The 25,213-nt window shown below is 58.8% G+C and carries 19 protein-coding genes and 3 pseudogenes; 13 read left to right on the top strand and 9 right to left on the bottom strand.

What is annotated here, in order from left to right:
• Positions 1-4 precede the first annotated feature (4 nt).
• Complete coding sequence (gene cadR, locus ACZ5RT_RS10260; protein WP_464452373.1) at positions 5-454, top strand: Cd(II)/Pb(II)-responsive transcriptional regulator; 450 nt, start codon at positions 5-7, stop codon at positions 452-454.
• A gap of 106 nt (positions 455-560) precedes the next feature.
• Here cadR and ACZ5RT_RS10255 read toward each other — a convergent pair.
• From ACZ5RT_RS10255 to ACZ5RT_RS10240, 4 genes and pseudogenes are all read right to left on the bottom strand, one after another.
• A pseudogene (locus tag ACZ5RT_RS10255) lies at positions 561-782 on the bottom strand (YnfA family protein); the annotation flags it as partial.
• A gap of 100 nt (positions 783-882) precedes the next feature.
• On the bottom strand, positions 883-3,798 hold the full coding sequence (locus tag ACZ5RT_RS10250) for a Tn3-like element IS1071 family transposase (protein ID WP_003049965.1): 2,916 nt from the start codon (positions 3,796-3,798) through the stop codon (positions 883-885).
• A 145-nt stretch (positions 3,799-3,943) separates the two neighbouring features.
• Positions 3,944-4,087: pseudogene (locus tag ACZ5RT_RS10245) on the bottom strand (YnfA family protein); the annotation flags it as partial.
• Between the two features lie 50 nt (positions 4,088-4,137).
• Positions 4,138-5,211, bottom strand: a complete 1,074-nt coding sequence (locus tag ACZ5RT_RS10240) for a site-specific integrase (RefSeq protein ID WP_464454214.1) — start codon at positions 5,209-5,211, stop codon at positions 4,138-4,140.
• Positions 5,212-5,335: 124 nt separating this feature from the next.
• Between ACZ5RT_RS10240 and ACZ5RT_RS10235 the strand changes: the two genes are divergently transcribed.
• The 6 genes from ACZ5RT_RS10235 to ACZ5RT_RS10210 all read left to right on the top strand — a co-directional run bounded on the left by ACZ5RT_RS10235 (position 5,336) and on the right by ACZ5RT_RS10210 (position 10,183).
• Entirely contained in the window at positions 5,336-6,235 is a 900-nt protein-coding gene (locus ACZ5RT_RS10235) for a DNA-binding protein (protein ID WP_416561127.1), read from the top strand.
• Between the two features lie 290 nt (positions 6,236-6,525).
• Entirely contained in the window at positions 6,526-6,807 is a 282-nt protein-coding gene (locus ACZ5RT_RS10230; RefSeq protein ID WP_090047922.1) for an HU family DNA-binding protein, read from the top strand.
• Between the two features lie 173 nt (positions 6,808-6,980).
• Entirely contained in the window at positions 6,981-7,544 is a 564-nt protein-coding gene (locus ACZ5RT_RS10225; RefSeq protein ID WP_291926862.1) for a hypothetical protein, read from the top strand.
• 123 nt (positions 7,545-7,667) lie between these two features.
• A complete protein-coding gene (ylqF, locus tag ACZ5RT_RS10220; protein ID WP_464452372.1) occupies positions 7,668-8,603 on the top strand; it encodes a ribosome biogenesis GTPase YlqF in 936 nt (311 codons plus the stop codon).
• A gap of 4 nt (positions 8,604-8,607) precedes the next feature.
• Positions 8,608-9,204, top strand: a complete 597-nt coding sequence (locus ACZ5RT_RS10215) for a 3'-5' exonuclease (protein WP_464452371.1) — start codon at positions 8,608-8,610, stop codon at positions 9,202-9,204.
• Between the two features lie 79 nt (positions 9,205-9,283).
• Positions 9,284-10,183 (top strand): hypothetical protein, encoded by a 900-nt coding sequence (locus tag ACZ5RT_RS10210; protein ID WP_464452370.1) that lies wholly within the window; start codon positions 9,284-9,286, stop codon positions 10,181-10,183.
• A gap of 9 nt (positions 10,184-10,192) precedes the next feature.
• Here ACZ5RT_RS10210 and ACZ5RT_RS10205 read toward each other — a convergent pair whose 3' ends face one another.
• Both ACZ5RT_RS10205 and ACZ5RT_RS10200 read right to left on the bottom strand, forming a co-directional pair.
• Positions 10,193-11,413, bottom strand: a complete 1,221-nt coding sequence (locus tag ACZ5RT_RS10205; protein ID WP_464452369.1) for a Fic family protein — start codon at positions 11,411-11,413, stop codon at positions 10,193-10,195.
• Between the two features lie 68 nt (positions 11,414-11,481).
• A pseudogene (locus tag ACZ5RT_RS10200) lies at positions 11,482-11,628 on the bottom strand (DUF2130 domain-containing protein); the annotation flags it as partial.
• 131 nt (positions 11,629-11,759) lie between these two features.
• Between ACZ5RT_RS10200 and ACZ5RT_RS10195 the strand changes: the two are divergent.
• Positions 11,760-12,044 carry an antitoxin gene (locus ACZ5RT_RS10195; RefSeq protein WP_291926847.1) on the top strand — a complete coding sequence of 95 codons (285 nt, stop codon included), beginning with the start codon at positions 11,760-11,762 and terminating at the stop codon, positions 12,042-12,044.
• An 8-nt stretch (positions 12,045-12,052) separates the two neighbouring features.
• Positions 12,053-12,463, top strand: a complete 411-nt coding sequence (locus ACZ5RT_RS10190; RefSeq protein ID WP_291926844.1) for a type II toxin-antitoxin system VapC family toxin — start codon at positions 12,053-12,055, stop codon at positions 12,461-12,463.
• 97 nt (positions 12,464-12,560) lie between these two features.
• On the opposite strand, the gene lpdA is transcribed toward ACZ5RT_RS10190, so the two are convergent.
• Genes lpdA through aceE form a run of 3 tightly spaced genes read right to left on the bottom strand, consistent with a single transcriptional unit; the run spans position 12,561 to position 18,812 of the window.
• Entirely contained in the window at positions 12,561-14,396 is a 1,836-nt protein-coding gene (gene lpdA, locus ACZ5RT_RS10185) for a dihydrolipoyl dehydrogenase (protein WP_464452368.1), read from the bottom strand.
• Positions 14,397-14,405: 9 nt separating this feature from the next.
• A complete protein-coding gene (gene aceF, locus ACZ5RT_RS10180; RefSeq protein ID WP_464452367.1) occupies positions 14,406-16,100 on the bottom strand; it encodes a dihydrolipoyllysine-residue acetyltransferase in 1,695 nt (564 codons plus the stop codon).
• Positions 16,101-16,115: 15 nt separating this feature from the next.
• Positions 16,116-18,812, bottom strand: a complete 2,697-nt coding sequence (aceE, locus tag ACZ5RT_RS10175; protein ID WP_464452366.1) for a pyruvate dehydrogenase (acetyl-transferring), homodimeric type — start codon at positions 18,810-18,812, stop codon at positions 16,116-16,118.
• A 172-nt stretch (positions 18,813-18,984) separates the two neighbouring features.
• Here aceE and ACZ5RT_RS10170 point away from each other — a divergent pair, with 172 nt between their 5' ends.
• The 4 genes from ACZ5RT_RS10170 to ACZ5RT_RS10155 all read left to right on the top strand — a co-directional run bounded on the left by ACZ5RT_RS10170 (position 18,985) and on the right by ACZ5RT_RS10155 (position 25,150).
• A complete protein-coding gene (locus tag ACZ5RT_RS10170; RefSeq protein ID WP_291926833.1) occupies positions 18,985-21,501 on the top strand; it encodes a PAS domain-containing sensor histidine kinase in 2,517 nt (838 codons plus the stop codon).
• A gap of 19 nt (positions 21,502-21,520) precedes the next feature.
• A complete protein-coding gene (locus ACZ5RT_RS10165) occupies positions 21,521-22,147 on the top strand; it encodes a response regulator transcription factor (RefSeq protein WP_464452365.1) in 627 nt (208 codons plus the stop codon).
• Positions 22,148-22,223: 76 nt separating this feature from the next.
• Positions 22,224-23,075: a bifunctional methylenetetrahydrofolate dehydrogenase/methenyltetrahydrofolate cyclohydrolase FolD gene (gene folD, locus ACZ5RT_RS10160; protein WP_464452364.1), complete on the top strand. Its 852-nt coding sequence runs from the start codon at positions 22,224-22,226 to the stop codon at positions 23,073-23,075.
• Positions 23,076-23,110: 35 nt separating this feature from the next.
• Positions 23,111-25,150: a M3 family metallopeptidase gene (locus ACZ5RT_RS10155; RefSeq protein WP_464452363.1), complete on the top strand. Its 2,040-nt coding sequence runs from the start codon at positions 23,111-23,113 to the stop codon at positions 25,148-25,150.
• The last annotated feature ends 63 nt before the right edge of the window (positions 25,151-25,213 follow it).

Genomic DNA, 25,213 nt, shown 5'->3' with positions numbered 1-25,213 from the left:
AGACATGAAAATCGGCGAACTGGCCAAAGCCACTCATACTCAAGTGGAGACCATCAGGTACTACGAACGCGAGGGATTGCTGCCGGAAACAGCACGAACGGAAGGCAACTACCGCGTCTATGGACCGGAGCACGTTGAACGACTTTCGTTCATTCGGTACTGCCGAAGCTTGGACATGGCCCTGGATGAGATTCGAGCGCTGTTGCGCATGAAAGATTCCCCCCCACAGGACTGTTCTGACATCAACGCCTTGGTTGATGAGCACATCAAGCATGTGGCGGTTCGAATCAGAGAGCTGAAGGTCTTGCAAAGGCAACTTGTTGAGTTGCGAACCGGTTGTGCCGGAAACGGCTCTGTCAGTGAGTGCGGTGTGCTTTCCGGAATTGCTCAGGCCTCTAAGGAAGTGGGGCCGGTGGGCAAGCGAGGCGCGCGCCATGTGCATGGGGCGCACTGATTTGCGTCAAAGGGGTACGAGTCCCTTTGAGCGCCCGTAAACACTGTTCCGAGATCCGCAAGCAAGGCGCTTTTTTCAAAGCATTCTCTAAATTGAGGATCTGTTCCTAGCGCGGTTGAAAGGCAATGATGCTCATACCCAGCAGGGCCACGGCAACACCCGCGACATCCCAATTCGATGGTCGGATGCCGTCGACGGCCCATAGCCAAAGAATAGCTGCAAAGATATAGACACTCCCGTAAGCAGCGTAGACGCGTCCGGTGGCAGCTTCGTGCAGTGTCAGTAGGGGTCTCCTCGTTTTCAGTGCAATAAGTGACGGTACGAAAAGCTAGCACTGGCGCGGAGGTGGTGTTGGTAGATCGTTGATTTCATTGACTTTCCTGTTCACTTTCAAATCTGCGATTCGTGGCGTCAAACCGTGGTCGGTTTCATCCATTGGTGCCAGTTATCGATGCATTTGGCCGCGAAGGCAGGATTTGGTCAGCATAGCGGTCAACCGGGAAGCGAAACACACCCCGCAAGTTGATGCTCTCCAGCCTGGTGGGCGCAATCTTCCCGATCAGTTCCGGTGGAATGACCTGGCGGCGGTTCGACCAGCGATCCAGGACCGCCTGCATCTGTGAGGTATTCCACGCCATCACGATGTTGGCCATCAGGCTCAACGCATCGGCCACAGCCTGCATTTCATCGACACGTTTGGCCTGCGCCGGGCTGATCCGGCCGGTATAAATGGCGCGCTTGAGGGCGTTAACAGCCTCGCCCCGATTGAGCACCCGGCGCAACTCGTTCCTGAAAGCGTCCTTGACAAAGTAGTCAGCCAAAAACGCCGTACGCAGCAACCGCCCCAATTGCACGCCAGCCTCATAGATTGGATCGCCCTGGGCGGCAGAACCGAACCGCGCAAGAGCTGCCACCGCACTGGCATGTCCGCTCATGACCGAGGCTGCCAGGTGCACCAGACTATCCCAATGCTTTTCGATCAAAGCGACGTCGACATTGGCTTCGCACACCGCAGCGATTTCTGCGGGCACTTTGGTGCCGCGTGGCACAAAGAGGTGGCGCTGTTTGAGTTCCTTCAACCGCGGGCAAAGATCAAAACCAAGCAAACGGGCATGTGACATGGCAAAGTCGGTGTAGCCATGGGTATCCACAGCAAGCTGGCTGGTCTCCAGCTTTTCTTGGCGGATGACACCTTCAATGGCCACGCCCGCCTGGCGCTCATTGAGCACAAAGGGCTGCGCATGGAAGATGCCCCACCGGTCTTTTACATGGGAGTAGATTCCAATGGAAGGTGTGTTGCGCCGAGGATCAAGCCGGGCTTGCCACACCCGTTTGGTGGTCTCCATGCTCATCATGTCAGAAGATGCCAAATCGGACCGCCCCCAGGTGGCGGCAATCGGGTGTCGCTGCATGAATTCCAGCACAGCCTGGCAGGCCTGGCTCAGACGCCGTTCGTCCCGCGCCCAGCGCATGGCCTGGCGAATGCTGGTGGCAGACAATTGCGGAATCATGCGCGCGCATTCGACCGCAGTCAGACTGGTGCCGTGGGCCATGATGCCGGCATAGACCATCAGCAGCTCGTCGGTAGAGCGCGGCTCACGTCCGAGCATGATCCAGCTAAAGCGCACCTGGGCGTCAACGGCCAGAATCACTTCCGGCAATTGAACCTCACCGATGCGGTGATCCAAAGCCGCGCGCAGCTTGGTCACTTCTGGGTCTTCGTCCTCTGCGGGCAATGGCGACAAATGGAGTTCATCATCCACGCGCAGTACGCCACTGCGGGCTGCAGCGGCCACCGCATCGACACCGGCAGTTACTCTGGCCAGCAAAGGCTTCAAGAAAGTGGCAGCCTTGCTGGGTAACGATAGACGGGCATAGTGTTTCTTGGACTCTGCCTGCCAACGCTCGTCCGTGAAGAACAAGCGCGCACGACCCCGAAAGCTCAGGCTGTGCTCAATCCAGACCGAGCCATTGCGCACCGCGCGGCGCAGGGCAAACAGGGTGGCCACCTCCAACGCCTGAAACGCCCGTTCCCGGTCTGGGCTGGAGATCGAAACCTGCCAGATCATTCCCAGACTTGGTGCCACCACTTCAACTGGCAGCTTTCTGGATCCTTTGAGATATAAAGCTTGCAGCTTGGCAAGGTACTCGATGGCAGGATGCTCGCCGGTGGCCTGCCAGGGCAGCTTTGCAATGGCGACGAGCAACGACCGCACGGGGCGAATTCCATCAATCAATCCCTCGCGGACCAGGGAGGCCCTGCTCGGTGGTTTGCGTTTCTGGGTTTCGGTGATCAAGGCTTCAAGACGGGCACGCAACTCAGCATCTGGCACCGCACCTTGCGCGCTCAAGGCAACAAGTTCGCCGAGCAGCGTTTTGTACATTGCGGCCCAATTGACGGTAGCGGGGACATCGGCGGCAGCCTGACGCCACAGATCGGCGATCCGGCGCTGCACCATAAGGATCAACTGGTCTGTGGTGGTGAACAGGCAATACCGAAGAAAGCATGCGACCTCCACGGTGCGCGCTGGCTCTTTGATCTTGGCTCCGGCTGAGGGCGGCCTGGAGACAAGTCGGCGCGCGTAGCGGCGCAAGATGAGATCGGGGATGTCTGCCAGGTGCTTATGAACGTCCAGCGTGTAAAGCAGGTCGATGCGCTCCAGTACCTCGCTGATTTGGCGGGTTGAGTGTTTCGCCGGTGCAGCCCATAGCCAACTCTGCTGGGTTTGTCCATCTGGGCGCAGCTCTGAAACTGAGGCTCGCCAGCGATCAAGTGTTGCTGGATCAACGCTGGCGGCGATGGCGGTGCCTGTTTCAACTTCAAGCTGGGCAAGTGCCGCCGCAATCAGTGTCCGAATTGCCCGCTCGTGCACGATCACCAGCTTGTTCTTGTACAGCCATTGACGCGCCCGCACGAGTAGCTGATCGCGGTCGGCGCAGCGCGCCACTTCGTCGCGCAGTTCACGTACCAGTGAGCGGCGCTGGTGCTCGCTCATCCACTGGAATCCAAGGACCGTGCAGGCTACTTGTTGGTGATCGAATAGCGTGCGCCCGCGTTCATACATGGCTCTCAGCGAGGCGACTTCTGGTGCTGCAATGCCAAGCTCGTTGCCAAGGTGGCGCCACAAGGCTACTGGAATTACCCGAAAGGCACCGAGCAAACGCCCACTCATGCGCAGGAAACCAATATGGAGCGCCAGACCAAGCTTGTGGGAATCACCTCGGCGTGCATTGATTGCGTCGCGCTCGGCACCATCGAAGGTGAAAAATGCCTTCATCTCGAAGTCGCTGATATCGCGGGGGAGCCCACGCATCCCCAAAAACGTTGTGTGCCAACCCTGCATCGTGAACCTCAAAAGTGGGAGGCCACCATACCCGTTTACAAAGCGAACAGGAAAGTCAATGAAATCAACGGTCTACCCAGACCACCCCCGCGCCAGTGCTAGCTTTGCGTACCGTCACTTATTGCACTGAAAACGAGGAGACCCCCAGTAGCCACGCGAAGGCCGCCAGACTGACTCCGGCGGGTATCAGCAACCATGGAGATCCGTTTTGCTTGAGCCAGAGCCAGGGCAGGTAGCACCCCACGATTTCAGCGATTGCGGTTGCGAAATAGAGCGTGATGGTCTTCATTTGATCTCCTGTGCCTGATTTTCCATACAAGTTCATACCCCAGTTGAGCTTCAAGTGTTGGGGCGCGCATCTCTCATAAGGTCTGTCACCTCAGCCTCTTGTGTGATGCGGAAATAACCCAACACGGTGGAGACGCTGTGGTGCCCCGTCATGGCCATGGTCTGAGCGAGGGGAACGTTTTGCAAGCCTGCCTCTGTCACGAACCCTGAGCGCAGGGAGTGGGCGGCATAGTTGCCGTCAATGCCTGCCAACAAGCATCGCTTTTTAACGATATCTTTGACAGCGGCAGGGGAGAGCGCTTCACCGATGTGACCGCCTTTGCGCACTCTTCGGAAAATCGCCCCGCTGGTGATGTGGCTGACGGTGAGCCATGCCGAGAGGGCTTGCGCTGCGAGGCCAAAAATGGGTTTGTGGTTTTCAGCGCGTTCTGCGCCGGCTTGGTTCGTTTTGGAGAACGCCAAGTTGTAGAGATAGGCATCGGGGCCGGTGCGTTTTAAAAACTGCATGTCTGCGCTGGCCACCTCGGATCTCCTGCGCCCGCCACTGGACCAGGCGAACAAGATCAGTGCTCTATCGCGGATGCCGATGACTGAGTCATCGCACGTTTGCAAGATGGCTTGAAGAGGCTCTTTGGTGAGGGCGTCTTTTTTGCGGGGGAGGGCACCCCGCTTGACGTAGGCCTTGCGGGTGCGGGAGAGAAGCTCGCGCACTTTGGGGTCGTGGCAAGGGTTTTTGAACTCGCCAATTTGGTGGGCTTTGGACAGGACCGCAATTCGGTGAATCAGGGTGTTGTGTGCGAGTGCGCCGAGTTTGCCTTTGAAGCCGGATTTCACCAGGGCTTGATCGATCTCGATGGGCAGCTCGTGCGCCAGGCCTTTGTCGGTGGTTCGATCCGCGTGGTCGACGACAAACTGGAGCACACAGGCGGTGGGCACGGGCAGCTGTATTTGTCGGCCGTAGCGTGCACCAAACCATGCGGCCCAGTAGCGCAAGGCGCTGCGGTAGCTGATGAGGGTGTTTTTTGATTCACCTTCGCGCAGCAGATCTTCGACGGCGCGTTGGGTGACTTCGCTCAGGGCCTCTGGCTCCAGGGCGGGTGTATTTTTGAGCGTGGGCAGGCGCAAGTTCATGGGCGGCTTATTTCTTTGATGAAATCTTACATAGCATGTAAGATTATTTATCTTTTTATCCTTTAAATCACGATAAATATCTCTTATCGTTGGTAAATTTACAGCAAGGAGCAGGGCGATGCAAGTTAAAAGTCCAAGGGGTGTTCAGCAAACCGATGTCAACGGCGCAGCCGACGAATTGCTCAGTGAGCAACTCAAACCGACCATTGAACGTGTTCGCATGAAATTGGGCCGTGGATCGCCCAACACCGTGGGCCCGATGCTGGAGGTCTGGTTTTCTTCATTGGGAGAGCGTTTGAGAGGACCAACGGGTGAATCCGATAAAACAAGCGAATTGCCAGCTACTGTGCAAGTAGCCATGAAAACCCTCTGGAAAAGTGCTTTGCAGGAGGCTCACAGTACTTTTGAAGTATCAAAAGCAGATTTCGCGAACACAGCAAGTCAGCAAGAACAGCAAATGACGACGGTGCTTGCTGAAATTGAAGCTGAGCGTGGAGCGTTCACGCAGAAGGCATCAGAATTAAAGCAAGCCCTTGATGCGCTTGAACTGAAGCATGCCGAAACACAAGGTCAAGCGCATAAGCTTCAAATGCTTGTGAACAAGAAGGATGAGGAACTCACATCATCGCGTCTGGCGCTTCAACAGCAAGTTGCCGAAGGCAATGAGGAGCGTCGCCGTCACGATGCGCAACTGCGGTCTCACAGCGCTGAAATCCAAGCGCTTCAGGCACAGTTTGTGTCTTCAGAACGAAGACTGATGGCGGAGATTGATCGCGAGCGCCAACAAGTAAAAAAATTACAGGCAGAGGTGGAGATTGAAAAAAAGAAGCAGATACGACATCAAAGTGAGGCTCTGGAAGTGGCAGGAAATTTGACCAAGCAACTGCACGAGCTGAGGATGCAAAACACGCAGCTATCAGAGCGCGCATCAGGTTATCTTGCACGCATCAACGACATGCAACCCAAAAAACTCAAATCTGCAGCAAAGAACAAAGCCGTACGAAGCGTAATCGGATAGAAGTTACGCACATCAACGTTTTGGTCTTGCCAAATCACCAGTCCTTGATAGCGTTAACTTTACTTGGAATATGTGAGTAGCTATAACTTTACTTGGAAAGTAGCGTCAACTTTACTTGTGTGACCGGCTATCCCTCATCGGTGGAATGTTTCACACCCATCTAATTACATACGATGTATATTATGTAAAGTTGCATAGGTGAAACAACTTGATGAAATTGAGAAAAATTAAGTCAACAACCGCATCTTTGCATGGCAAAATCTCGCCGTTCTATTCATTTGGAGAAAATCTTGAACAAAGCAGAACTGATCGAAGCCTTGGCAAAAGAAACAGACATGTCCAAAGCCGCCGCCGGCCGTGCCGTGAGCGCTTTGGTTGAAATCATCACCAAGACAGTTGCAAAAAAACAAGACGTGCAATTGATTGGTTTTGGTACCTTCAAAGCAGCCAAGCGCGCAGCCCGCGTTGGCAAGAACCCACGCACAGGTGAGAAGCTCAAGATTGCAGCCGCTACCGTGCCTCGTTTCACTGCCGGCGCCGCTTTCAAAGCAGCCGTGAACAAGAAGAAGTAATTTTTCAATTGCTTTCGCCGAAAGGCAGCCATGGTGAATAACCTGGCTGCCTTTTTTCATGGGCCGGGTGCTGGGCAAGACATGCACTTGTGTGTGTTGACGCACATCGATTTTCCGCGGGTGCAGATAAGTTGTGCAGATCCACAGTTCGACAAGTTCAACGAAAGCATCCCATGATCTCGACACGATACATCTGCACCGCATTGCTGGTTTTGGCGCCTGCGCTATGGCTACCCCAAGCAGCTCAGGCACAAAAGCCGGATGATGAAACGCCCCGTAAAGCCCAGCGCCAAGGCAAGCCAAGTCAGGATCGCGCTCAGCATCCCATGCGCAAGCGCGATCACGAGCCGCAAGGCATGCACCGCTCGCAAGCAACGCAGCCGCCACACATGTCGGTGCCCTCCTCCGCTGGCACCCTTGCCATTGGTGCTTATTTTCAGCCGCACCAACAAGAAGCGGCACGCGCTTACTACGGGCAAAAAGAAAATATGGGGTTTTGTCCACCCGGCTTGGCCAAAAAAGGCAACGGCTGCTTGCCACCGGGGCAAGCGAAAAAATGGCGCAAGGGTGCACCTTTGCCTGCTGGGGTGGTTTATTACGATGTGCCCCGCTCGGTGGTGCTGACGTTGGGCGTACCTCCTGCGGGCTACAAATACGTGCGCGTCGCCTCTGATATTTTGCTGATCGCCATTGGCACCAGCATCGTCATCGACGCGCTGGAAGATCTGGTCCGCTGAAACTGCATGGCGCTATGGGCCAAGGGATGGGCCCCATGGCGCCACGGTCTGTTGAAAACTCAACCACTGCAACCAAAGTGACCGACAATCAACATCTTTGATTCTCGGTTGGCAGCGGCTTTTATGGCGATTCAATGGTTTCCCGGACACATGCACCTCACGCGCAAAGCGATTGGGGAGCGCATCAAAGAGATTGACGTCGTCATCGAAATGCTCGATGCGCGACTTCCCGGCTCCAGTGCCAACCCCATGTTGGCCGAGCTGATCAAGGGCAAGCCCGCTCTCAAAATTTTGAGCAAACAGGATTTGGCCGATCCAGCCCGAACCACCAAATGGCTGGCCCATTACAACGCCCTGCACGGCGTGCGGGCCATAGGCCTGGACACGAGCATGAGCTCGCCCGCCAAAGCACTGATCGACGCCTGCCAACAACTGGCCCCCCACCGTGGCGGCATGGTCAAACCCATGCGCGTGCTGATCTGCGGCATTCCCAACGTGGGCAAATCCACGCTGATCAACACCCTCAAAGGCAAACGCGCAGCCAAAACAGGTGACGAAGCTGGCGTGACCAAGCAAGAGATGCGCATCGCGCTGGCCGACGATTTTTATCTGTACGACACGCCGGGCGTGCTGTGGCCGCGCATCATCGTTGAGCAAAGCGGTTACAACCTCGCAGCAAGCGGAGCGATTGGCGTGAACGCTTTTGATGAAGAAGTGGTCGCACTGGAATTGCTCAACTACCTGATCTCTCACTATCCGCAGGCACTGACGGACCGCTACAAAATCACCGATGTGGCCAGCCACACCGACGAAACCCTGCTCGAAGCCGTTGGCCGAGTGCGCGGCGCCATGCAAAGTGGTGGACGGGTCAACACCACCAAGGCCGCACACATCGTGATCCATGACTTTCGTTCAGCTGCACTGGGCCGCATCACGCTGGAAACTCCCGAACAATTCGCCCAATGGTTGGCCGAAGGGAAGAAAGCCGATGCTGAACGCACTGTGCGCAAAAAGGCGAGCGACAAGACCAAGAAGACTTCACGAAAAACGGCGGGCTGATCACATGAGCCCTCGTCATACCACCCCTGATAAAGACGCCATCGCCCTCCTCCCGCTTTTTGAGCGGCTTGGACTGGACCGAATCACCCTGGTCAACAGCGGCGCACAAGCGGAGCAAGCCCATGCGCAGCTGCTTCAGTCCGACGCATGGGGTTTTGACACCGAGTCCAAACCCACCTTCAGAGTGGGTGAAGCTTCTGATGGCCCCCACATCCTGCAACTTGCCACTGCAGAGCGAGCCTGGGTGTTTCAGTTGCACGATCCACAATGCCGAAGCGTGGCTGCCACACTGCTGGCGAAACCGGGGATCGTCAAAGCTGGTTTTGGTTTGGGCGATGACCGAAAACGCATCATCCAGAAACTGGGCATTGAGCCCCAAGGCATTCTGGAACTCAACACTGTCTTCCACCAGCGCGGCTACCGCAAAGACATGGGGGTCAAGGGCGCGGTGGCGGTGTTGTTCAATCAGCGCTTCATGAAATCCAAAAAGGCTGCCACCAGCAATTGGGCCAATGAACGGTTGAGCGAATCGCAACTGGTCTATGCCGCCAACGACGCGTATGCCGCCCTTCGGGTGTGGCAAGCGCTGGGCACAGGCTGAGCCCTTTTGAAATGAAGCCCTAAAATTCCCGCCAACTTCCTGATCGTCATTGATCACGCCCGATTGCCGAACTTTTCCCATGTCTGACCCCACGGGCCACAGCGCCACCTCCAACACTGAAAGCACCAGCTCGGTGCTGAGCTTTGCCAATGCCCTGTGGCGAGTGCGCAGACCCAAGCCTTTTGTGTTGGTCATTGAAGGCGAAGTGGGCCAAGAAGGCGCCCTGCCTAGCGACTACCTGCACGACAAACTCCTCTTGCCCGAATGGCGTGAAGCCTTCTACCAATTGGTCGATGCCACCGGATTGGTCGTTTGCCTGAATGTTCACAGCCAGCATCCCACCTACCGCGATGTGCGCGGGCGCTCCAGCAAGGGGCGCCTCAGCCAGGGGGAGTATTACCACCACGATGGCTGCACAGGCCCCGTCAAGCCGCGCTTTGTCGAGATCCGCTGCCCCATCCAGCCACAAACACGCGGCGTGGCCACCGCCGTGGCACCGCACCGAGACGTGGTCAGAGCCATGGTGCAAGTGCTGCCTGCCGAGCTGGCCACCAACGCGGCCCTGGCTGGACAAGACATGAGCCCCGAAGCCCTTGATCAAATGGACCACGCCGCGCTCGACCAATTGCAAGGCCTCATCACGCGCACCGTGCGCAAAAAGCTCAACGCCGAAGGCGCACGCAGCTACTTCCGCCAAGTGGATGCCGCCGCCAACGCCTACTTTGAACCCTGGGCTCTGGGTGAAAGCCGCTTCATCGCCAACGCCAACAGTGGCGTGACCATGCAACACCGCCGCGCCTACCAAGCCCCACACACCGGGGGTGTGGCCAACGGCCACTTGGTCAAGCGCTGGACCCATGAAGAACTGCTGCTACCCGGCCAAGTGGTGGACCAATCCTTGATTGCAGCGCTGTGCAGCGAAGAAGGTGAAGAAGTGGATGGGGAGCGGGTTGAGGGGTGTTACCTTGGGGTGCATTGAAGCAAGTCACTAAGGCTTGATCGCTGGCTGCTCCCAACCCGGCACATTCACGACATAGCGCGTGGCTTTGCCCAAACCCTCGATGCGCAACAAGCCGTGCGCTGCCAGGTTGGCCAAATCGCGTGCGGCTGTGGCTTTCGAGATGCCAGTGATCCTGGCGTACTTATCGGTGCTCATGCCGCCCAAAAATCCGCCACCCGAGCCCACATGCCCGGCTTCGAGCAAGCGCTCCAGCACCTTGCTTTGGCGCGGGTTGATGTGACACTGTGCTGCGCGCAATCGGAAATGCGCTTTGTCTGTCGCATCGCGCACCACGGCCTGGCTGGCCACACAGGCACGGGTGAACGCCTGCACAAACCATTGCACCCACGATGTGACATCAATCCCTTGAGTATCCAGCGAAACACCTCGCAAGCACTGCGCGTTGTTGAGCGCGTCGTAATAAGCAGAACGTGTTTGATGCATTTGATGCGCCAAGCCGAACACCCGCACCAGCGTGGGATTGGCCTCTGGATCTTGCGCATACATGTCTTGCGCCAAAGCCATATCTGCCAAAGCACGCCCTATGCGGCCATTGCCATCTTCAAAAGGGTGGATGGACTCAAACCACAAATGCACCAAGGCTGCGCGTGCGATACCGTTCAGCGTGGCATCTGGCTTGGCGAACCAAGCTAAAAAACGGTCCATCTCTGCACCCACTCTTGCAGAGGGCGGTGCCTCGTAATGCACCACCTCACGCCCCAAAGGCCCGCTGACAATTTGCATGGCATCGGCATGGTCACGCAGGCGGCCCACCGCAATACGGACAATGCCCGACGTGCCGCCGGGAAACAACGCCGACTGCCAGCGACACAGCCTGTCCACATCCAGCGCTGCACTGTGGTTGGTCAAGGCGTCTTGCATCACCTGCACCAAACCTTCAACAGAACGGTCTGCCCCCGGCGCATCGGCCAGTGCAAGCCGGTGCGCCACCGACGACCGCAAAGACTCCAGGTTGAGCTGCTGCCCCTCAATCGCGGCTGTCGCCAGCGCTTCTTGCACCCACAACTCGCGCTGCACTTCATTGGCTTGCTCCAGCCCAATGGCACCCAACAACCCCAGCAAGCGCCCTTGCTCCAAGCGGGCAAGGTCCAGCGCAGGGGCAAGTGCCGTCGCGTCGAATGTGAGCTGCGGCCAGGCACGGTGCTGCCAGATGTAGCGTGGTTGTGTGGACGGGTTTTGGGTGGACATGAGGCATATTTTGGCAGATACACATCAATTTATGAGGCGTATTTTTAAAAATACCACTCATAAAGTGACTAGCACCCCGGCAATTCGGCAAACTTGGCCGCCATCGTGGGGTTGCCGCGGGTGAGTTTCTTGATCGTCAAGTCGTCGGCCTTGTCGTTGGCCAGACGCAAATTGTTGGCTGACTTGTGCAGCGCTTCCTTGGTTTTTTCCAGGTCTTTGATGGCTTCGTCAATGCGCTTGAGGGTGAATTGGCCCTGAGCCACAAAGGCCAACCGACCGGCGGCGTGGGGTATTTTTTCAGCCTGGATATACTATGGTATCTACCATCGCGCCATGGAGGTTAAACATGTCCCAAACAGCCAAACTTTTCCTGAACGGCCGCAGCCAGGCCGTACGCCTGCCAGCGGCCTACAGGTTTGACACCGAAGAAGTCTTTATCCGCAAAGACCCGGTCACGGGTGATGTGATCCTTTCACGCCGTCCCGATGACTGGACTGGTTTTTTCGCGGCGGCTGACAACGCTCAGGTACCTGACGACTTTTTGAGCCCCGAAGAACGCACGCCACACGACCAAGCTGAGGCTACAGATCGCGACCCTTTTGAGTCGTTACCCAACACCTTGGGGCACTGAGCCAGGCCATGAACACACGCTACCTGCTGGACACCAACACGGTCAGCCACCTCATCAAACGGCATCCGCAGGCGACCCAACACTTGCTGGCCGTGCCCATGCACAGCGTTTGCATATCGGCCATCACGGCAGGTGAGCTGGCCTTTGGTTTGGCAAAACGACCCGAAGCACTGGCGTTGAAAGCGGCTGTGCACGAATTTTTGCGTCGAGTAGAAGTGCTGCCGTGGGACGAAGCCGTGGCTCAGACCTACGGCACACTGCGGGCGCAACTGCAAAGCAAAGGCATCAGCTTGTCGGCTCTGGACATGCAAATTGCCGCGCATGCACTGGAAGCCAAAGCCGTGCTGGTCAGTAGCGATGCCGCCTTTTTACATGCAAGTCAGCTCCAAATCCAAAATTGGATGGATGCCATCGGTTGAGGAGGCTATTACGGCCTGAGTCAACGACACCAGTTCATCAAAAAAAAGCCGCCAACCCATTCAGGTTGGCGGCTTTCTTTGTTTGGGCTTGAAGCGTTTACTTCTTGCTGGGCGGCAAGTCCGTGCAGCTACCGTGCGCCACCTCCGCCGCCATGCCGATGCTTTCGCCCAGCGTGGGGTGGGGGTGGATGGTCTTGCCGATGTCCACAGCGTCTGCGCCCATCTCGATGGCCAGTGCGATCTCGCCAATCATGTCGCCCGCGTGTGTGCCGACCATGCCGCCGCCCAAGATTTTGCCGTGGCCGTGGGCCTCGGGTGAATCGTCAAACAGCAGTTTGGTCACGCCTTCGTCGCGGCCGTTGGCAATGGCGCGGCCTGAAGCCGTCCAAGGGAACAAGCCCTTTTTCACCTTGATGCCTTGCGCCTTGGCTTGATCTTCGGTCAAGCCGACCCATGCCACTTCGGGGTCGGTGTAGGCCACGCTTGGGATGACGCGTGCGTTAAACGCCGCCGCTGCCAGCTCTTTGTTGCCTTGCAGTTCGCCCGCAATCACTTCGGCCGCCACGTGGGCTTCGTGCACCGCCTTGTGCGCCAACATGGGCTGGCCCACGATGTCGCCGATGGCGAAGATGTGCGGTACGTTGGTGCGCATCTGAATGTCGACGTTGATGAAGCCGCGATCGGTCACCGCCACACCGGCTTTTTCAGCCGCAATCTTCTTGCCATTGGGCGTGCGGCCCACGGCTTGCAACACGAGGTCGTACACCTGCGGCGCGGGGGCGGTGCCGCCCTCTTCTGCTGGTGCAAACGTGACTTCAATGCCTTCGGGCAAGGCGCGTGCGGACACGGTCTTGGTCTTGAGCATGATGTTGTCAAAGCGTTTGGCGTTCATCTTTTGCCAGATCTTCACCAAGTCGCGGTCAGCGCCTTGCATGAGGCCGTCCATCATTTCCACCACGTCCAGGCGTGCGCCCAGCGTGCTGTAAACCGTGCCCATCTCCAGGCCGATGATGCCGCCGCCCAAGATGAGCATGCGCTTAGGCACTTCTTTGAGTTCCAAAGCGCCCGTGCTGTCGACCACGCGTGGGTCGTTGGGCATGAAAGGCAAGTGCACGGCTTGTGAACCCGCCGCGATGATGGCGCGTTTGAACGCGATCACTTTTTTGCTGCCGGTTTTTTCTTGACCCGTCCCAGTCGTTTCCTCCACTTCGAGGTGGTTCGCGCCTACAAACTGACCCAAGCCGCGCACGGTGGTGACCTTGCGCATCTTGGCCATGGCGGCCAAGCCACCCGTGAGTTTGCCGATGACTTTTTCTTTGTGGCCGCGCAGCTTGTCGATGTTGACCGCAGGCGCACCGAAGTCCACACCGAGGTCGGCCATGTGGGCCACTTCGTCCATCACCGCTGCGACGTGCAGCAAAGCTTTGGACGGGATGCAGCCCACGTTCAAACACACGCCGCCCAAGGTGGCGTAGCGCTCGACGATGACCACGTTCAAGCCGAGGTCAGCCGCGCGGAATGCCGCCGAGTAACCGCCGGGGCCACCGCCCATCACGAGCACATCGCACTCGAGGTCGGCAGAGCCGCCGAAGCTGGAAGCCACGGGGGCTGGTGCAGTAGGTGCAGCCGTCGTAGCCACAGGTGCAGCAGCCGGAGCCGCTGGCGCAGACGCGGTAGCTGGAGCCGCCGCAGCGCCCTCCGCTTCGAGCACCAGCACGACCGAGCCTTGCTTGACCTTGTCGCCCAGCTGAACCTTGAGTTCCTTCACAACGCCAGCGTGGGAGGACGGGATTTCCATCGAGGCCTTGTCGGACTCGACGGTGATGAGCGATTGCTCGGCCTTGACGGTGTCGCCGGGTTTGACCAGCAACTCGATCACGGCCACTTCGTCGAAGTCGCCAATGTCGGGAACTTGAATATCAATCAGTGCCATATCAAATCCTTAGAGCAACACGCGACGGAAGTCGCTGAGGATTTGACCCAGGAACGCGTTGAAGCGTGCCGCTGCGGCGCCGTCGATGACGCGGTGGTCCCATGTCAAGGACAGGGGCAACATCAGGCGGGGCACAAACTGCTTGCCGTCCCAGACAGGTTCCATGGTGCTCTTGCACACACCGAGGATGGCCACTTCGGGCGCATTGATGATGGGCGTGAAGTACTTGCCACCGATGCCGCCCAAGCTGGAGATGGTGAAGGTCGCACCCGACATGTCGGCGGGGCCGAGCTTGCCGTCGCGGGCTTTCTTGGCCAGCTCACCCATTTCCTGGCTGATCTGCAGGACACCTTTTTTGTCAGCGTCCTTGATCACAGGCACCACCAGGCCGTTGGGCGTGTCGGCCGCAAAACCGATGTGGTAGTACTGCTTGTAGATCAGCGCGTCGCCATCGAGCGAGCTGTTGAACTCGGGGAACTTCTTGAGCGCGGCCACGCAGGCCTTGATCAGGAAGGCCAGCATGGTGACCTTGACGCCACTCTTCTCGTTCTCTTTGTTGGTCGAGACGCGGAAGGCTTCGAGGTCGGTGATGTCGGCATCGTCGTGGTTGGTGACGGCCGGGATCATCACGGCGTTGCGCAAGAGGTTGGCACCGCTGATCTTCTTGATGCGCGACATTTCCTTGCGCTCGATGGGGCCAAACTTGGCAAAGTCCACCTTGGGCCAGGGGATCAGGCCCAGCTCGGAACCGCCACCACCACCTGCGGGCGCTTTGGCGGCCTGCGCCTTGGTTTGTGCAGCACCCGACATGACCGCCTTGGTGAAGGCTTGCACGTCGTCCTGGGTGATTCGGCCCTTGAGGCCCGAGCCTTTGACTTCTTCCAGCGGCACGCCCAGCTCACGGGCGAACTTGCGCACCGATGGCGAGGCGTGAGGCAAGCCCAGCGTAGTGCCGCCAGGCGCGTGGGCGGGTGCGGCCACCGCAGCGGCAGCGGCCGCTACGGGAATTTGCGCAGCAGCCGGGGCCGAAGCCACGGCCACAGGAGCCGCAGCAGCAGCGGCCACAGGAGCCGCAGCAGCAGCTGCCACAGGAGCCGCAGCAGCAGCGGCCACGGGGGCAGCAGAGGCAGTGCCTTCCAAAATAGCCAGCAAGTCACCAATGTTGACCGTGTCGCCCACTTTGACTTTGAGCTCTTTGAGCACGCCCGCGGCCGAGGACGGGATTTCCATCGAGGCTTTGTCGGACTCGACGGTGATCAGCGACTGCTCGACCTTGATGGTGTCGCCAGGCTTGACCATGACTTCGATGACGGCCACGTCCTTGAAGTCACCGATGTCAGGCACACGCACTTCAACGGGACCGGATGCAGCAGGCGCGGCAGCAGGTGCAACAACCACGGGCGCTGCGGCGGGTGCGGGTGCAACCACTGCGGCAGCGGATGCAGCAGCCGGTGCCGCGGATGCACCAGCGGCCTCCACCACCAACACGACCGAGCCTTGTTTGACCTTGTCACCCAGCGCCACGCGCATTTCCTTGACGACGCCCGCAGTGCTCGACGGGATCTCCATAGAGGCTTTGTCGGATTCGACCGTGATCAGCGATTGCTCGGCTTTTACCGTGTCGCCCACTTTGACCATCAACTCAATGACGGTCACTTCATCGAAATCCCCGATGTCCGGGACTTGTACTTCTACCAATGCCATGTGTATCTCCCGGATTTATGCGTACAGCGGGTTGATCTTGTCGGTTTTGATGCCGTACTTCTTGATGGCCTCGGCCACTTGCGTTGCAGGCACCACGCCGTCTTCGCTCAGCGCTTTGAGGGCCGCGATCACGATGTAGTGGCGGTTGACCTCGAAGTGCTCGCGCAGCTTGCTGCGGAAGTCCGAGCGACCAAAACCGTCGGTGCCCAGCACTTTGTAAGTGCGGTCCTTTGGAATGAAAGGACGGATCTGCTCGGCATAGGCCTTCATGTAGTCGGTCGATGCGACCACGGGGCCACTGTGCTTGGCCAGTTGTTGACCCACAAACGGCACGCGGGGTGTTTCCAGCGGGTGCAGCAGGTTGTAGCGTTCGGCGTCCTGACCATCGCGGGTCAGCTCGTTGAAGCTTGGGCAGCTCCACACGTCGGCCTGAATGCCCCAGTCGGTGGCCAGCAGGGTTTGCGCGGCAATGGATTCGCGCAGGATGGTGCCCGAGCCCAGCAATTGCACGCGCTTCTCGCCAGCAGCACCGGGCTTGCACAAATACATGCCCTTGATGATTTGCTCTTCGGTGCCGGGCGTCAGACCTGGCATGGCGTAGTTTTCGTTCAGCAGCGTCAGGTAGTAGAAGACGTTGTCTTGCTTCTCGACCATGCGCTTCAAGCCGTGGTGCAGGATGACGCCGACTTCGTGGGCGAAGGTGGGGTCATACGACACGCAATTCGGGATGGTGTTGGCCATGATGTGGCTGTGACCGTCTTCGTGCTGCAAGCCTTCGCCGTTGAGCGTGGTGCGACCCGATGTGCCGCCCAGCAAGAAGCCGCGCGCTTGCATGTCGCCCGCAGCCCAAGCCAGATCGCCAATACGCTGGAAGCCGAACATCGAGTAGTACACATAGAACGGGATCATGATCCGGTTGGACGTGCTGTAGCTGGTGGCCGCAGCGATCCAGCTGGACATGCCACCGGCTTCGTTGATGCCTTCTTGCAGGATCTGACCGGCTTTGTCTTCCTTGTAGTACATGACCTGGTCTTTGTCGACCGGGGTGTACTGCTGACCCGCCGGGTTGTAAATACCGATCTGGCGGAACAGGCCTTCCATACCGAAGGTACGGGCTTCGTCCACCAAGATGGGCACCACGCGGGGGCCCAAGGCTTGGTCGCGCAGAAGCTGCGTGAGGAAACGCACATAGGCTTGCGTGGTGGAGATTTCACGGCCTTCGGCGGTGGGCTCCATCACGGCCTTGAAGGTCTCGAGCGAAGGCACGGTGAAGCTCTCGTCGGCCTTGGCACGGCGCTTGGGCAGGTAGCCGCCCAGGGCTTGGCGGCGCTCGTGCAGGTAACGCATCTCGGGCGTGTCGTCTGCAGGCTTGTAGAACGGGATCTTGGGCAACTCGCTGTCCGGGATCGGGATGTTGAAGCGGTCGCGCATGTACTTGATGTCATCGTCCGTCAACTTCTTGGTCTGGTGGACGGTGTTCTTGCCCTCGCCCGCCTTGCCCATGCCAAAGCCCTTGACGGTCTTGATCAGCAGCACCGTAGGCTGGCCCTTGGTGTTGACGGCCTTGTGGTAAGCGGCGTAGACCTTCTGAGGGTCGTGACCACCGCGCTTGAGGTTCCAGATGTCGTTGTCTGACAGGTGCGCCACCATCTCGAGTGTGCGCGGGTCGCGGCCAAAGAAATGCTTGCGCACATACGCGCCATCGTTGGCTTTGAAGGCCTGGTAGTCGCCGTCCAGGGTGTCCATCATCAGCTTGCGCAGCGCGCCATCCTTGTCGCGGGCCAGCAGGCTGTCCCACTCGCTGCCCCACAAGAGCTTGATGACGTTCCAGCCCGAGCCGCGGAATTCACCTTCGAGTTCTTGGATGATCTTGCCATTGCCGCGCACCGGGCCGTCCAGGCGCTGCAGGTTGCAGTTGACGACAAAGATCAGGTTGTCCAGGTTCTCGCGTGCGGCCAAGCCGATCGCGCCCAGTGATTCGACTTCGTCCATCTCGCCGTCGCCGCAGAACACCCAAACTTTGCGGTTTTCGGTGTTGGCGATGCCACGGGCGTGCAGGTATTTCAAAAAGCGGGCTTGGTAGATCGCCATCAAGGGGCCCAAACCCATGGACACCGTGGGGAACTGCCAGAACTCGGGCATGAGTTTGGGGTGTGGGTAGCTCGACAAACCTTTGCCGTCCACTTCCTGGCGGAAGTTGAGCAATTGCTCTTCGGTCAGGCGGCCTTCGAGGTAAGCGCGGGCATAGACGCCGGGGGAGACGTGGCCCTGGATGTAGAGGCAATCACCGCCGTGGTTTTCGCTCTCGGCGTGCCAGAAATGGTTAAAGCCGGCACCGAACATGTGGGCCAGCGAGGCGAACGAGCCGATGTGACCACCCAGGTCACCACCGTCTTCGGGGTTGTGGCGGTTGGCCTTGACGACCATGGCCATGGCATTCCAGCGCATGTAAGCCCGCAGGCGTTCTTCGATTTCGATGTTGCCGGGGCAGCGGGCCTCTTCATTGGGCTCGATGCTGTTCACATAACCGGTGGTGGCCGAAAACGGCAGATCGATGCTGTGCTGGCGGGCTTCTTCCAGCAGCTCTTCAAGCAAAAAGTGGGCACGCTCTGGGCCTGCTTTTTCAATCACGGCGGACAGTGCGTCCATCCATTCACGGGTCTCCTGTGCGTCCAGGTCACGGCCCGGTTGTTGTGGTGTAGCCGCTGTCATGCGTGTCTCCTGTTGCTGTTGTGAACAAATGATGCCCGAATTCTCACATATTTTTTTCGTTATTTCAAATTGTGCTTTAGCGTTTTGTATGGTGAAATTTAATACCTGTTTTCATGGACTGCCAAGCGGATCACAAGGGCATGACAGAGGGCTTGTCCCCTAAACTCCGGGGATGGAATTGAACAAAGCAGCATCGGTCGTGACCCAGGTCGGACCGTGGGCTTGGTGGCGCTCGTGGTGGCACCGCCAATCTCCCAACAGACAGGACCGTTATGCCAACCTGGCCCCCGTGGTGGCTGTGGTGCTTTTTTTGGCCGCCATTGCCAGCGCATTCTGGTACTTGCGGGTCGAAGAGATCGAGCGGGAACAGGAAGCCATCAAACGGGATGTGGAATACGCTCAACAACGCCTGCGTCTGCGTTTGCTGGAGCGGCAAGAGCAGGTCATGCGCCTTGCACGCGATGTCTCTAACAAGGAGATCCGCACCGATCAGTTTTTGTCCCGAGCTGAAGCCCTGGTGCAGCAATACCCGGAGTTTCTGTCCTTGACCTGGATCGACGACCGTCGGCGCATCATCGCCAACCAGAGCGTCTCCAGCATTTCACCCAGCCAGCACATGCGTGCAGGCACGGTGCTCAAAGTGGGCGAAACCGAAAGCCACTTCAGCCTGGCACGCGACTTGATGCAGCCCATCTATGGCCAGATCAACACCGATGTGGACAAGGACGCCCAACTCGCGGTGTTGCAGTTGCACACCCCCCTGAGCAACGACCAAGGCCGCTTCAGCGGGGTGATTCTGGCGGAATACACCATGGAAGGGCTGCTGCGCTACGGCATCCCGACCGAGGTGCTGGCCAAATATGCCGTGGCACTGCAAGACGGCAAAGGCCAATTGCTGGCCGGACAAACCATTCCGGGCCGCATTGCCCTGTGGCGCTTGCTGCCCGGCAGTGACAAACCCAACAACGATTACGAAGTACCCGTCTCGCCCGTCGGCAACGACCTGATTTTGCGGGCCCAAGCCTGGCGCACTTCTCAGGGCCTGGTGGGTGGCGGCTTGTTTTGGTTGGTGAGTGTGTTGAGTGTCATGACGGCCTGGATGCTCATCGGCAACTGGCGGCATACCCGCAGGCGCATACAGGCCCAAAAAGCCCTGGTGGCCGAAACCAACTTCCGACGCGCCATGGAAAACTCCATGCTGACGGGCATGCGGGCCCTTGACCTGCGCGGGCGCATCACTTACGTCAACCCCGCTTTTTGCCAGATGACGGGTTGGAGCGAGTCCGATCTGGTCGGTGCAGTGGCACCCTTCCCCTACTGGCCAGACCAGGACCGCGAGTTGCTGATGAAACGGCTGGAAGAAGAGATCAGTGGGCAACACTCCGCAGGTGGTTTTCAGGTGCGGGTCAAGCGCAAAAACGGCCAACTGTTTGATGCACGCATGTATGTGTCGCCGCTGATCGATGCGACCGGCAAGCAAACCGGCTGGATGACCTCGATGACCGACATCACCGAACCGAACCGGATTCGTGAGCAGCTGGCCAGTTCGCATGAACGCTTCACCATCGTGCTGGAGGCGCTGGACGCCTCGGTTTCGGTGGCCCCTTTGGGCAGCGAAGAGCTGCTGTTTGCCAACAAGTTGTACCGGCTCTGGTTTGGTCAGAACACCGTGGGGCACCTGAGACTGGTGCAGCAAGCGGGCGCGACCGACAGCAATGACCGGGCTGAAGAGAACGACGATGTGGACGAGATGGCGGGTCTGCCCACGGAAAGCCTGACCGTCGCCAAATCCGAAAACTCCGAAATCTTCGTTTCGGAGTTGGGCAAATGGCTGGAAGTGCGCTCGCGCTACATCAACTGGGCCGACGGGCGTCTGGCGCAAATGGTGATTGCCAGCGACATCACGCCGCGCCGACAGGCCGAAGAGCTGGCGGCCCAGCAAGCCGAACGCGCCCAAAACGCCAGCCGCCTGATCACCATGGGCGAAATGGCCTCCAGCGTGGCGCATGAGCTGAACCAGCCGCTCACAGCCATCAGCAATTACTGCAGCGGCATGATTTCGCGCATCAAGTCACAGCAGGTCAAGGAAGAAGACCTGCTGTCTGCGCTGGACAAAACCGCCCGCCAGGCTCAGCGCGCCGGTCAGATCATTTTGCGCATCCGCAGCTTCGTCAAACGCAGCGAGCCCAACCGCACTTTGTCGGATGTGTCGGCCATGGTCAGCGAAGCACTGGAGCTGGCCGAAATCGAGATGCGCCGTCGCAACGTGCGCCTGACCCACCATGTGGCGGCCCGACTGCCACAGCTGATGGTGGACCCGATCCTGATCGAACAGGTGTTGATCAACCTGATGAAAAATGCGGCCGAATCGATCGACAACGCCAACCGCCCCGCCGGGCAACGGCATGTCGAGTTGCGCATCGTGCCCAGGCAAATCGACAACCAGTCGGTGGTGGAGTTTTCAGTCACGGACACAGGCCAAGGTTTGCCACCGGAAGACACCGAGCGGGTCTACGAGGCCTTTTTCTCGACCAAGGTGGAAGGCATGGGGATTGGCCTGAATTTGTGCCGCAGCATCATCGAATCTCACCAGGGCCGGATCGTTTCGGAGAACCTCTACAATGCCGGCGAGGTGACCGGTTGCAGGTTCTCCTTCTGGATTCCGGTCGAAGCCGCTTTGACCACATAACAACCCACGGGGTAAATGAATGAGCTTGATTCCCAAAAAAGGCACTGTGTACGTTGTGGACGACGACGAAGCAGTGCGCGATTCCTTGCAGTGGTTGCTCGAAGGCAAGGATTACCGGGTGCGTTGTTTTGACAGTGCCGAGTCTTTCATCAGCCGCTACGACCCCCGCGAAGTCGCCTGCCTGATCGCCGACATCCGCATGGGTGGCATGACCGGTCTGGAGTTGCAAGACCGCCTCATCGAGCGCAAATCCCCCTTGCCCATCGTGTTCATCACCGGTCACGGCGACGTGCCCATGGCCGTGAACACCATGAAAAAAGGCGCGATGGATTTCATCCAAAAACCGTTCAAAGAAGAAGAACTGTTGGGTCTGGTCGAACGCATGCTGGACGAAGCCCGTGACTCGTTTGCCGACTACCAGCAAGCGGCCAGCCGAGATGCCTTGCTGTCCAAACTCACGGGTCGCGAAGCCCAGGTGCTCGAGCGCATTGTGGCCGGACGCCTCAACAAACAGATCGCCGACGATCTGGGCATCAGCATCAAGACGGTGGAAGCGCACCGCGCCAACATCATGGAAAAGCTCAACGCCAACACCGTGGCCGATCTGCTCAAGATCGCGCTGGGGCAAAACGCACCCAAAGCCTGATCCGCACCCACAAGCCCCAAACGCCCGCACCCGCCGGGCGTTTTGCATTTTTCACTGACCTTTTCGAGTTTCAAACATGACCGCCCAACTCATCGACGGCAACGCCTTGTCCAAACAACTGCGCACCGAAGTCGCCAGCCGAGCCCAGGCCCTCAAGGCCAAAGGCATCACCCCCGGTCTGGCCGTGGTGCTGGTGGGCGACAACCCGGCCAGCCAGGTGTATGTGCGCAACAAGGTCAAAGCCTGCGAAGACAGCGGCCTGCATTCGGTCCTCGAAAAATACGCGGCCGACATGACCGAAACCGCCTTGCTGGCCCGCGTGGAAGCGCTCAACCAAGACCCCAGCATCCACGGCATCCTGGTGCAGCTGCCCCTGCCCGCCCACATCGACGCGCAAAAAGTGATCGAGGCCATCAGCCCGGCCAAAGACGTGGACGGCTTTCACATCGCCAGTGCCGGGGCCTTGATGACCGGCATGCCGGGTTTCTGGCCTTGCACGCCTTATGGCTGCATGAAGATGCTCGAGAGCTTCGGCTACGACCTGCGCGGCAAACACGCCGTGGTGATCGGTCGCAGCAACATTGTGGGCAAGCCCATGGCACTGATGCTGCTGCAAAAAGACGCCACCGTGACGATCGCGCACTCGCGCACCCAAAACCTCAAAGCGCTGACATTGCAAGCCGACGTGATCGTGGCCGCTGTGGGCAAGCGCAACGTGCTGACCGCTGACATGGTCAAACCCGGCGCGGTGGTGCTGGACGTGGGCATGAACCGCAACGACGAAGGCAAGCTGTGTGGCGACGTGGACTTTGACGGCGTGAAACAAGTCGCAGGCTACATCACCCCGGTGCCCGGTGGCGTGGGCCCCATGACGATCACCATGCTGCTGGTCAATACCCTTGAAGCGGCTGAACGCGCCTCCAAGTGATACAAAGTACCGACTGAACCCCTATTTGGAAACCCATGACCAACCCCTTGCTCGACACCTCTGGCCTGCCCTTGTTTGACCGCATTGCCCCCGAGCATGTGGCCCCGGCCATGGACGAACTGCTGGCTGCGGCCGAACAAGCTCTGGAGAAAGTCACCGCTGCAGACTTTCCAGCCGACTGGACAGCCATCGCCCAGACCCTCGACGTGGCCACCGAACGCTTGGGACTGGCCTGGGGCGCGGTCTCACACCTCAACAGCGTGGCCGACACGCCCGAGTTGCGCGCCGCCTACAACGCCGCCCTGCCCCGCGTGACCGAGTTCTGGACACGCCTGGGCAGCGACGAGCGCCTGTACGCCAAATACAAGGCGATTGACGCGACCCGTCTGAACAACGAACAAAAACAAGCCCACAAAAATGCCTTGCGCGCCTTTGTCTTGGGCGGTGCCGAGCTGCAAGGTGCAGCCAAAGAGCGCTACGCCGCCATCCAGGAGCGGCTGGCCGAAATCACGCAAAAGTTCAGCGAAAACACGCTGGATGCCACCGACAAATTTGCGCTGTACGTGAGCGAAGACCAGCTCCAAGGCGTGCCCGCCGATGTGGTGCAGGCCACCCGGGAGGCCGCCCAAAAAGAAGGCAAAGAGGGCCACCGCCTGAGCCTGAAAATGCCGGTGTACCTGCCCGTGATGCAGTTTGCAGACAGCGGCGCACTGCGCGAGCAGCTCTACAAAGCCTATGTGACCCGCGCGTCGGACCAGGCCCCCGAAGACTTTAAGCACTTCGACAACACGCCCTTGATGCAGGAAATCCTGGCGTTGCGCCAGGAAGAAGCCCGCCTCTTGGGTTTTGACAACTACGCCCAAGTGTCGGTCGTGCCCAAGATGGCCGAATCCCCCGAAAAAGTCACCGCCTTCTTGCGCGACCTGGCGGCCAAAGCCCGCCCATTTGCCGAAAAAGACCTGGCCGACTTGAGCGAATTCGCAACCAACGCGCTGGGCATCACCGGCCCGCTGAACGCCTGGGACGTGCCCTACTTGAGCGAAAAACTCAAGGAAGCCCGCTACAGCTTCAGCGAGCAAGAGGTCAAGCAGTACTTCACAGCCCCCAAAGTGCTGGCCGGCTTGTTCAAGATCATCGAAACCCTGTTTGAAGTGTCTATCCGACCTGACCAGGCCCCCGTCTGGCACCCGGCCGTGGCTTTTTACCGGATCGAGCGCGACGGCCAATTGGTCGGCCAGTTCTACCTGGACCCACCCGCACGCGCTGGCAAGCGTGGCGGCGCCTGGATGGACGATGTGCGCGGTCGCTGGCAGCGGCCCGACACGGGCGTGCTGCAAACGCCCGTGGCGCACCTGGTGTGCAACTTCGCCGAAGGGGTGAATGGTCAACCCGCCTTGCTCACCCATGACGACGTGATTACCCTCTTCCATGAATTTGGCCACGGCTTGCACCACATGCTCACCCAAGTGAACGAACGCGATGTCTCGGGCATCAGCGGCGTCGAGTGGGACGCGGTGGAGTTGCCCAGCCAATTCATGGAAAACTTCTGCTGGGAATGGTCGGTGCTGCGTCACATGACCGCCCATGTGGAAACGGGCGAGCCGCTGCCGCGCGCGTTGTTCGACAAGATGCTGGCCGCGAAAAACTTCCAAAGCGGCTTGCAGACGCTGCGCCAGATCGAGTTTGCATTGTTCGACATGCTGGTGCACGCCGAGCACGACCCGGCGCAAGACTTCATGCCGCTCTTGCAACAAGTACGCGACGAAGTGGCCGTGCTGCACCCACCCGCTTTCAACCGCATGGCCCACACCTTCAGCCATATCTTTGCAGGTGGCTACGCTGCGGGCTATTACAGCTACAAATGGGCCGAGGTGCTCAGCGCCGATGCTTATGCCGCGTTTGAAGAAACCGCCGCTGCCGATGGCACGCCCAGTGTGGAAACCGGTCGCCTGTACCGCCAAACCATTCTGGAAGCAGGTGGCAGCCGCCCAGCGCTGGAATCGTTCAAGGCCTTCCGGGGCCGCGAACCCAGCCTGGACGCCTTGTTGCGCCACCAAGGCATGGTCGCCGCCTGAGTCCAACGCCGCGCCCTGAATGCTTGGGGCTTCAATGGGTCATTCGATGCTGTCAAGGTCACA

Source organism: Limnohabitans sp. TEGF003 (genome assembly GCF_055395455.1).
This window is presented reverse-complemented; position numbering and strand designations above follow the sequence as displayed.

Excerpts from the sequence above, each read along its gene's own strand:
- cadR (WP_464452373.1), top strand. The coding sequence starts at position 5 with ATGAAAATCGGCGAACTGGCCAAAGCCACTCATACTCAAGTGGAGACC.
- ACZ5RT_RS10170 (WP_291926833.1), top strand. The coding sequence starts at position 18,985 with ATGGAATTGAACAAAGCAGCATCGGTCGTGACCCAGGTCGGACCGTGG.
- ACZ5RT_RS10250 (WP_003049965.1), bottom strand. The coding sequence starts at position 3,798 with ATGCAGGGTTGGCACACAACGTTTTTGGGGATGCGTGGGCTCCCCCGC.
- ACZ5RT_RS10210 (WP_464452370.1), top strand. The coding sequence starts at position 9,284 with ATGTCTGACCCCACGGGCCACAGCGCCACCTCCAACACTGAAAGCACC.
- ylqF (WP_464452372.1), top strand. The coding sequence starts at position 7,668 with ATGGCGATTCAATGGTTTCCCGGACACATGCACCTCACGCGCAAAGCG.
- aceE (WP_464452366.1), bottom strand. The coding sequence starts at position 18,812 with ATGACAGCGGCTACACCACAACAACCGGGCCGTGACCTGGACGCACAG.
- ACZ5RT_RS10205 (WP_464452369.1), bottom strand. The coding sequence starts at position 11,413 with ATGTCCACCCAAAACCCGTCCACACAACCACGCTACATCTGGCAGCAC.
- aceF (WP_464452367.1), bottom strand. The coding sequence starts at position 16,100 with ATGGCATTGGTAGAAGTACAAGTCCCGGACATCGGGGATTTCGATGAA.
- folD (WP_464452364.1), top strand. The coding sequence starts at position 22,224 with ATGACCGCCCAACTCATCGACGGCAACGCCTTGTCCAAACAACTGCGC.
- lpdA (WP_464452368.1), bottom strand. The coding sequence starts at position 14,396 with ATGGCACTGATTGATATTCAAGTTCCCGACATTGGCGACTTCGACGAA.
- ACZ5RT_RS10165 (WP_464452365.1), top strand. The coding sequence starts at position 21,521 with ATGAGCTTGATTCCCAAAAAAGGCACTGTGTACGTTGTGGACGACGAC.
- ACZ5RT_RS10190 (WP_291926844.1), top strand. The coding sequence starts at position 12,053 with ATGAACACACGCTACCTGCTGGACACCAACACGGTCAGCCACCTCATC.
- ACZ5RT_RS10155 (WP_464452363.1), top strand. The coding sequence starts at position 23,111 with ATGACCAACCCCTTGCTCGACACCTCTGGCCTGCCCTTGTTTGACCGC.
- ACZ5RT_RS10195 (WP_291926847.1), top strand. The coding sequence starts at position 11,760 with ATGTCCCAAACAGCCAAACTTTTCCTGAACGGCCGCAGCCAGGCCGTA.
- ACZ5RT_RS10215 (WP_464452371.1), top strand. The coding sequence starts at position 8,608 with ATGAGCCCTCGTCATACCACCCCTGATAAAGACGCCATCGCCCTCCTC.
- ACZ5RT_RS10235 (WP_416561127.1), top strand. The coding sequence starts at position 5,336 with ATGCAAGTTAAAAGTCCAAGGGGTGTTCAGCAAACCGATGTCAACGGC.
- ACZ5RT_RS10225 (WP_291926862.1), top strand. The coding sequence starts at position 6,981 with ATGATCTCGACACGATACATCTGCACCGCATTGCTGGTTTTGGCGCCT.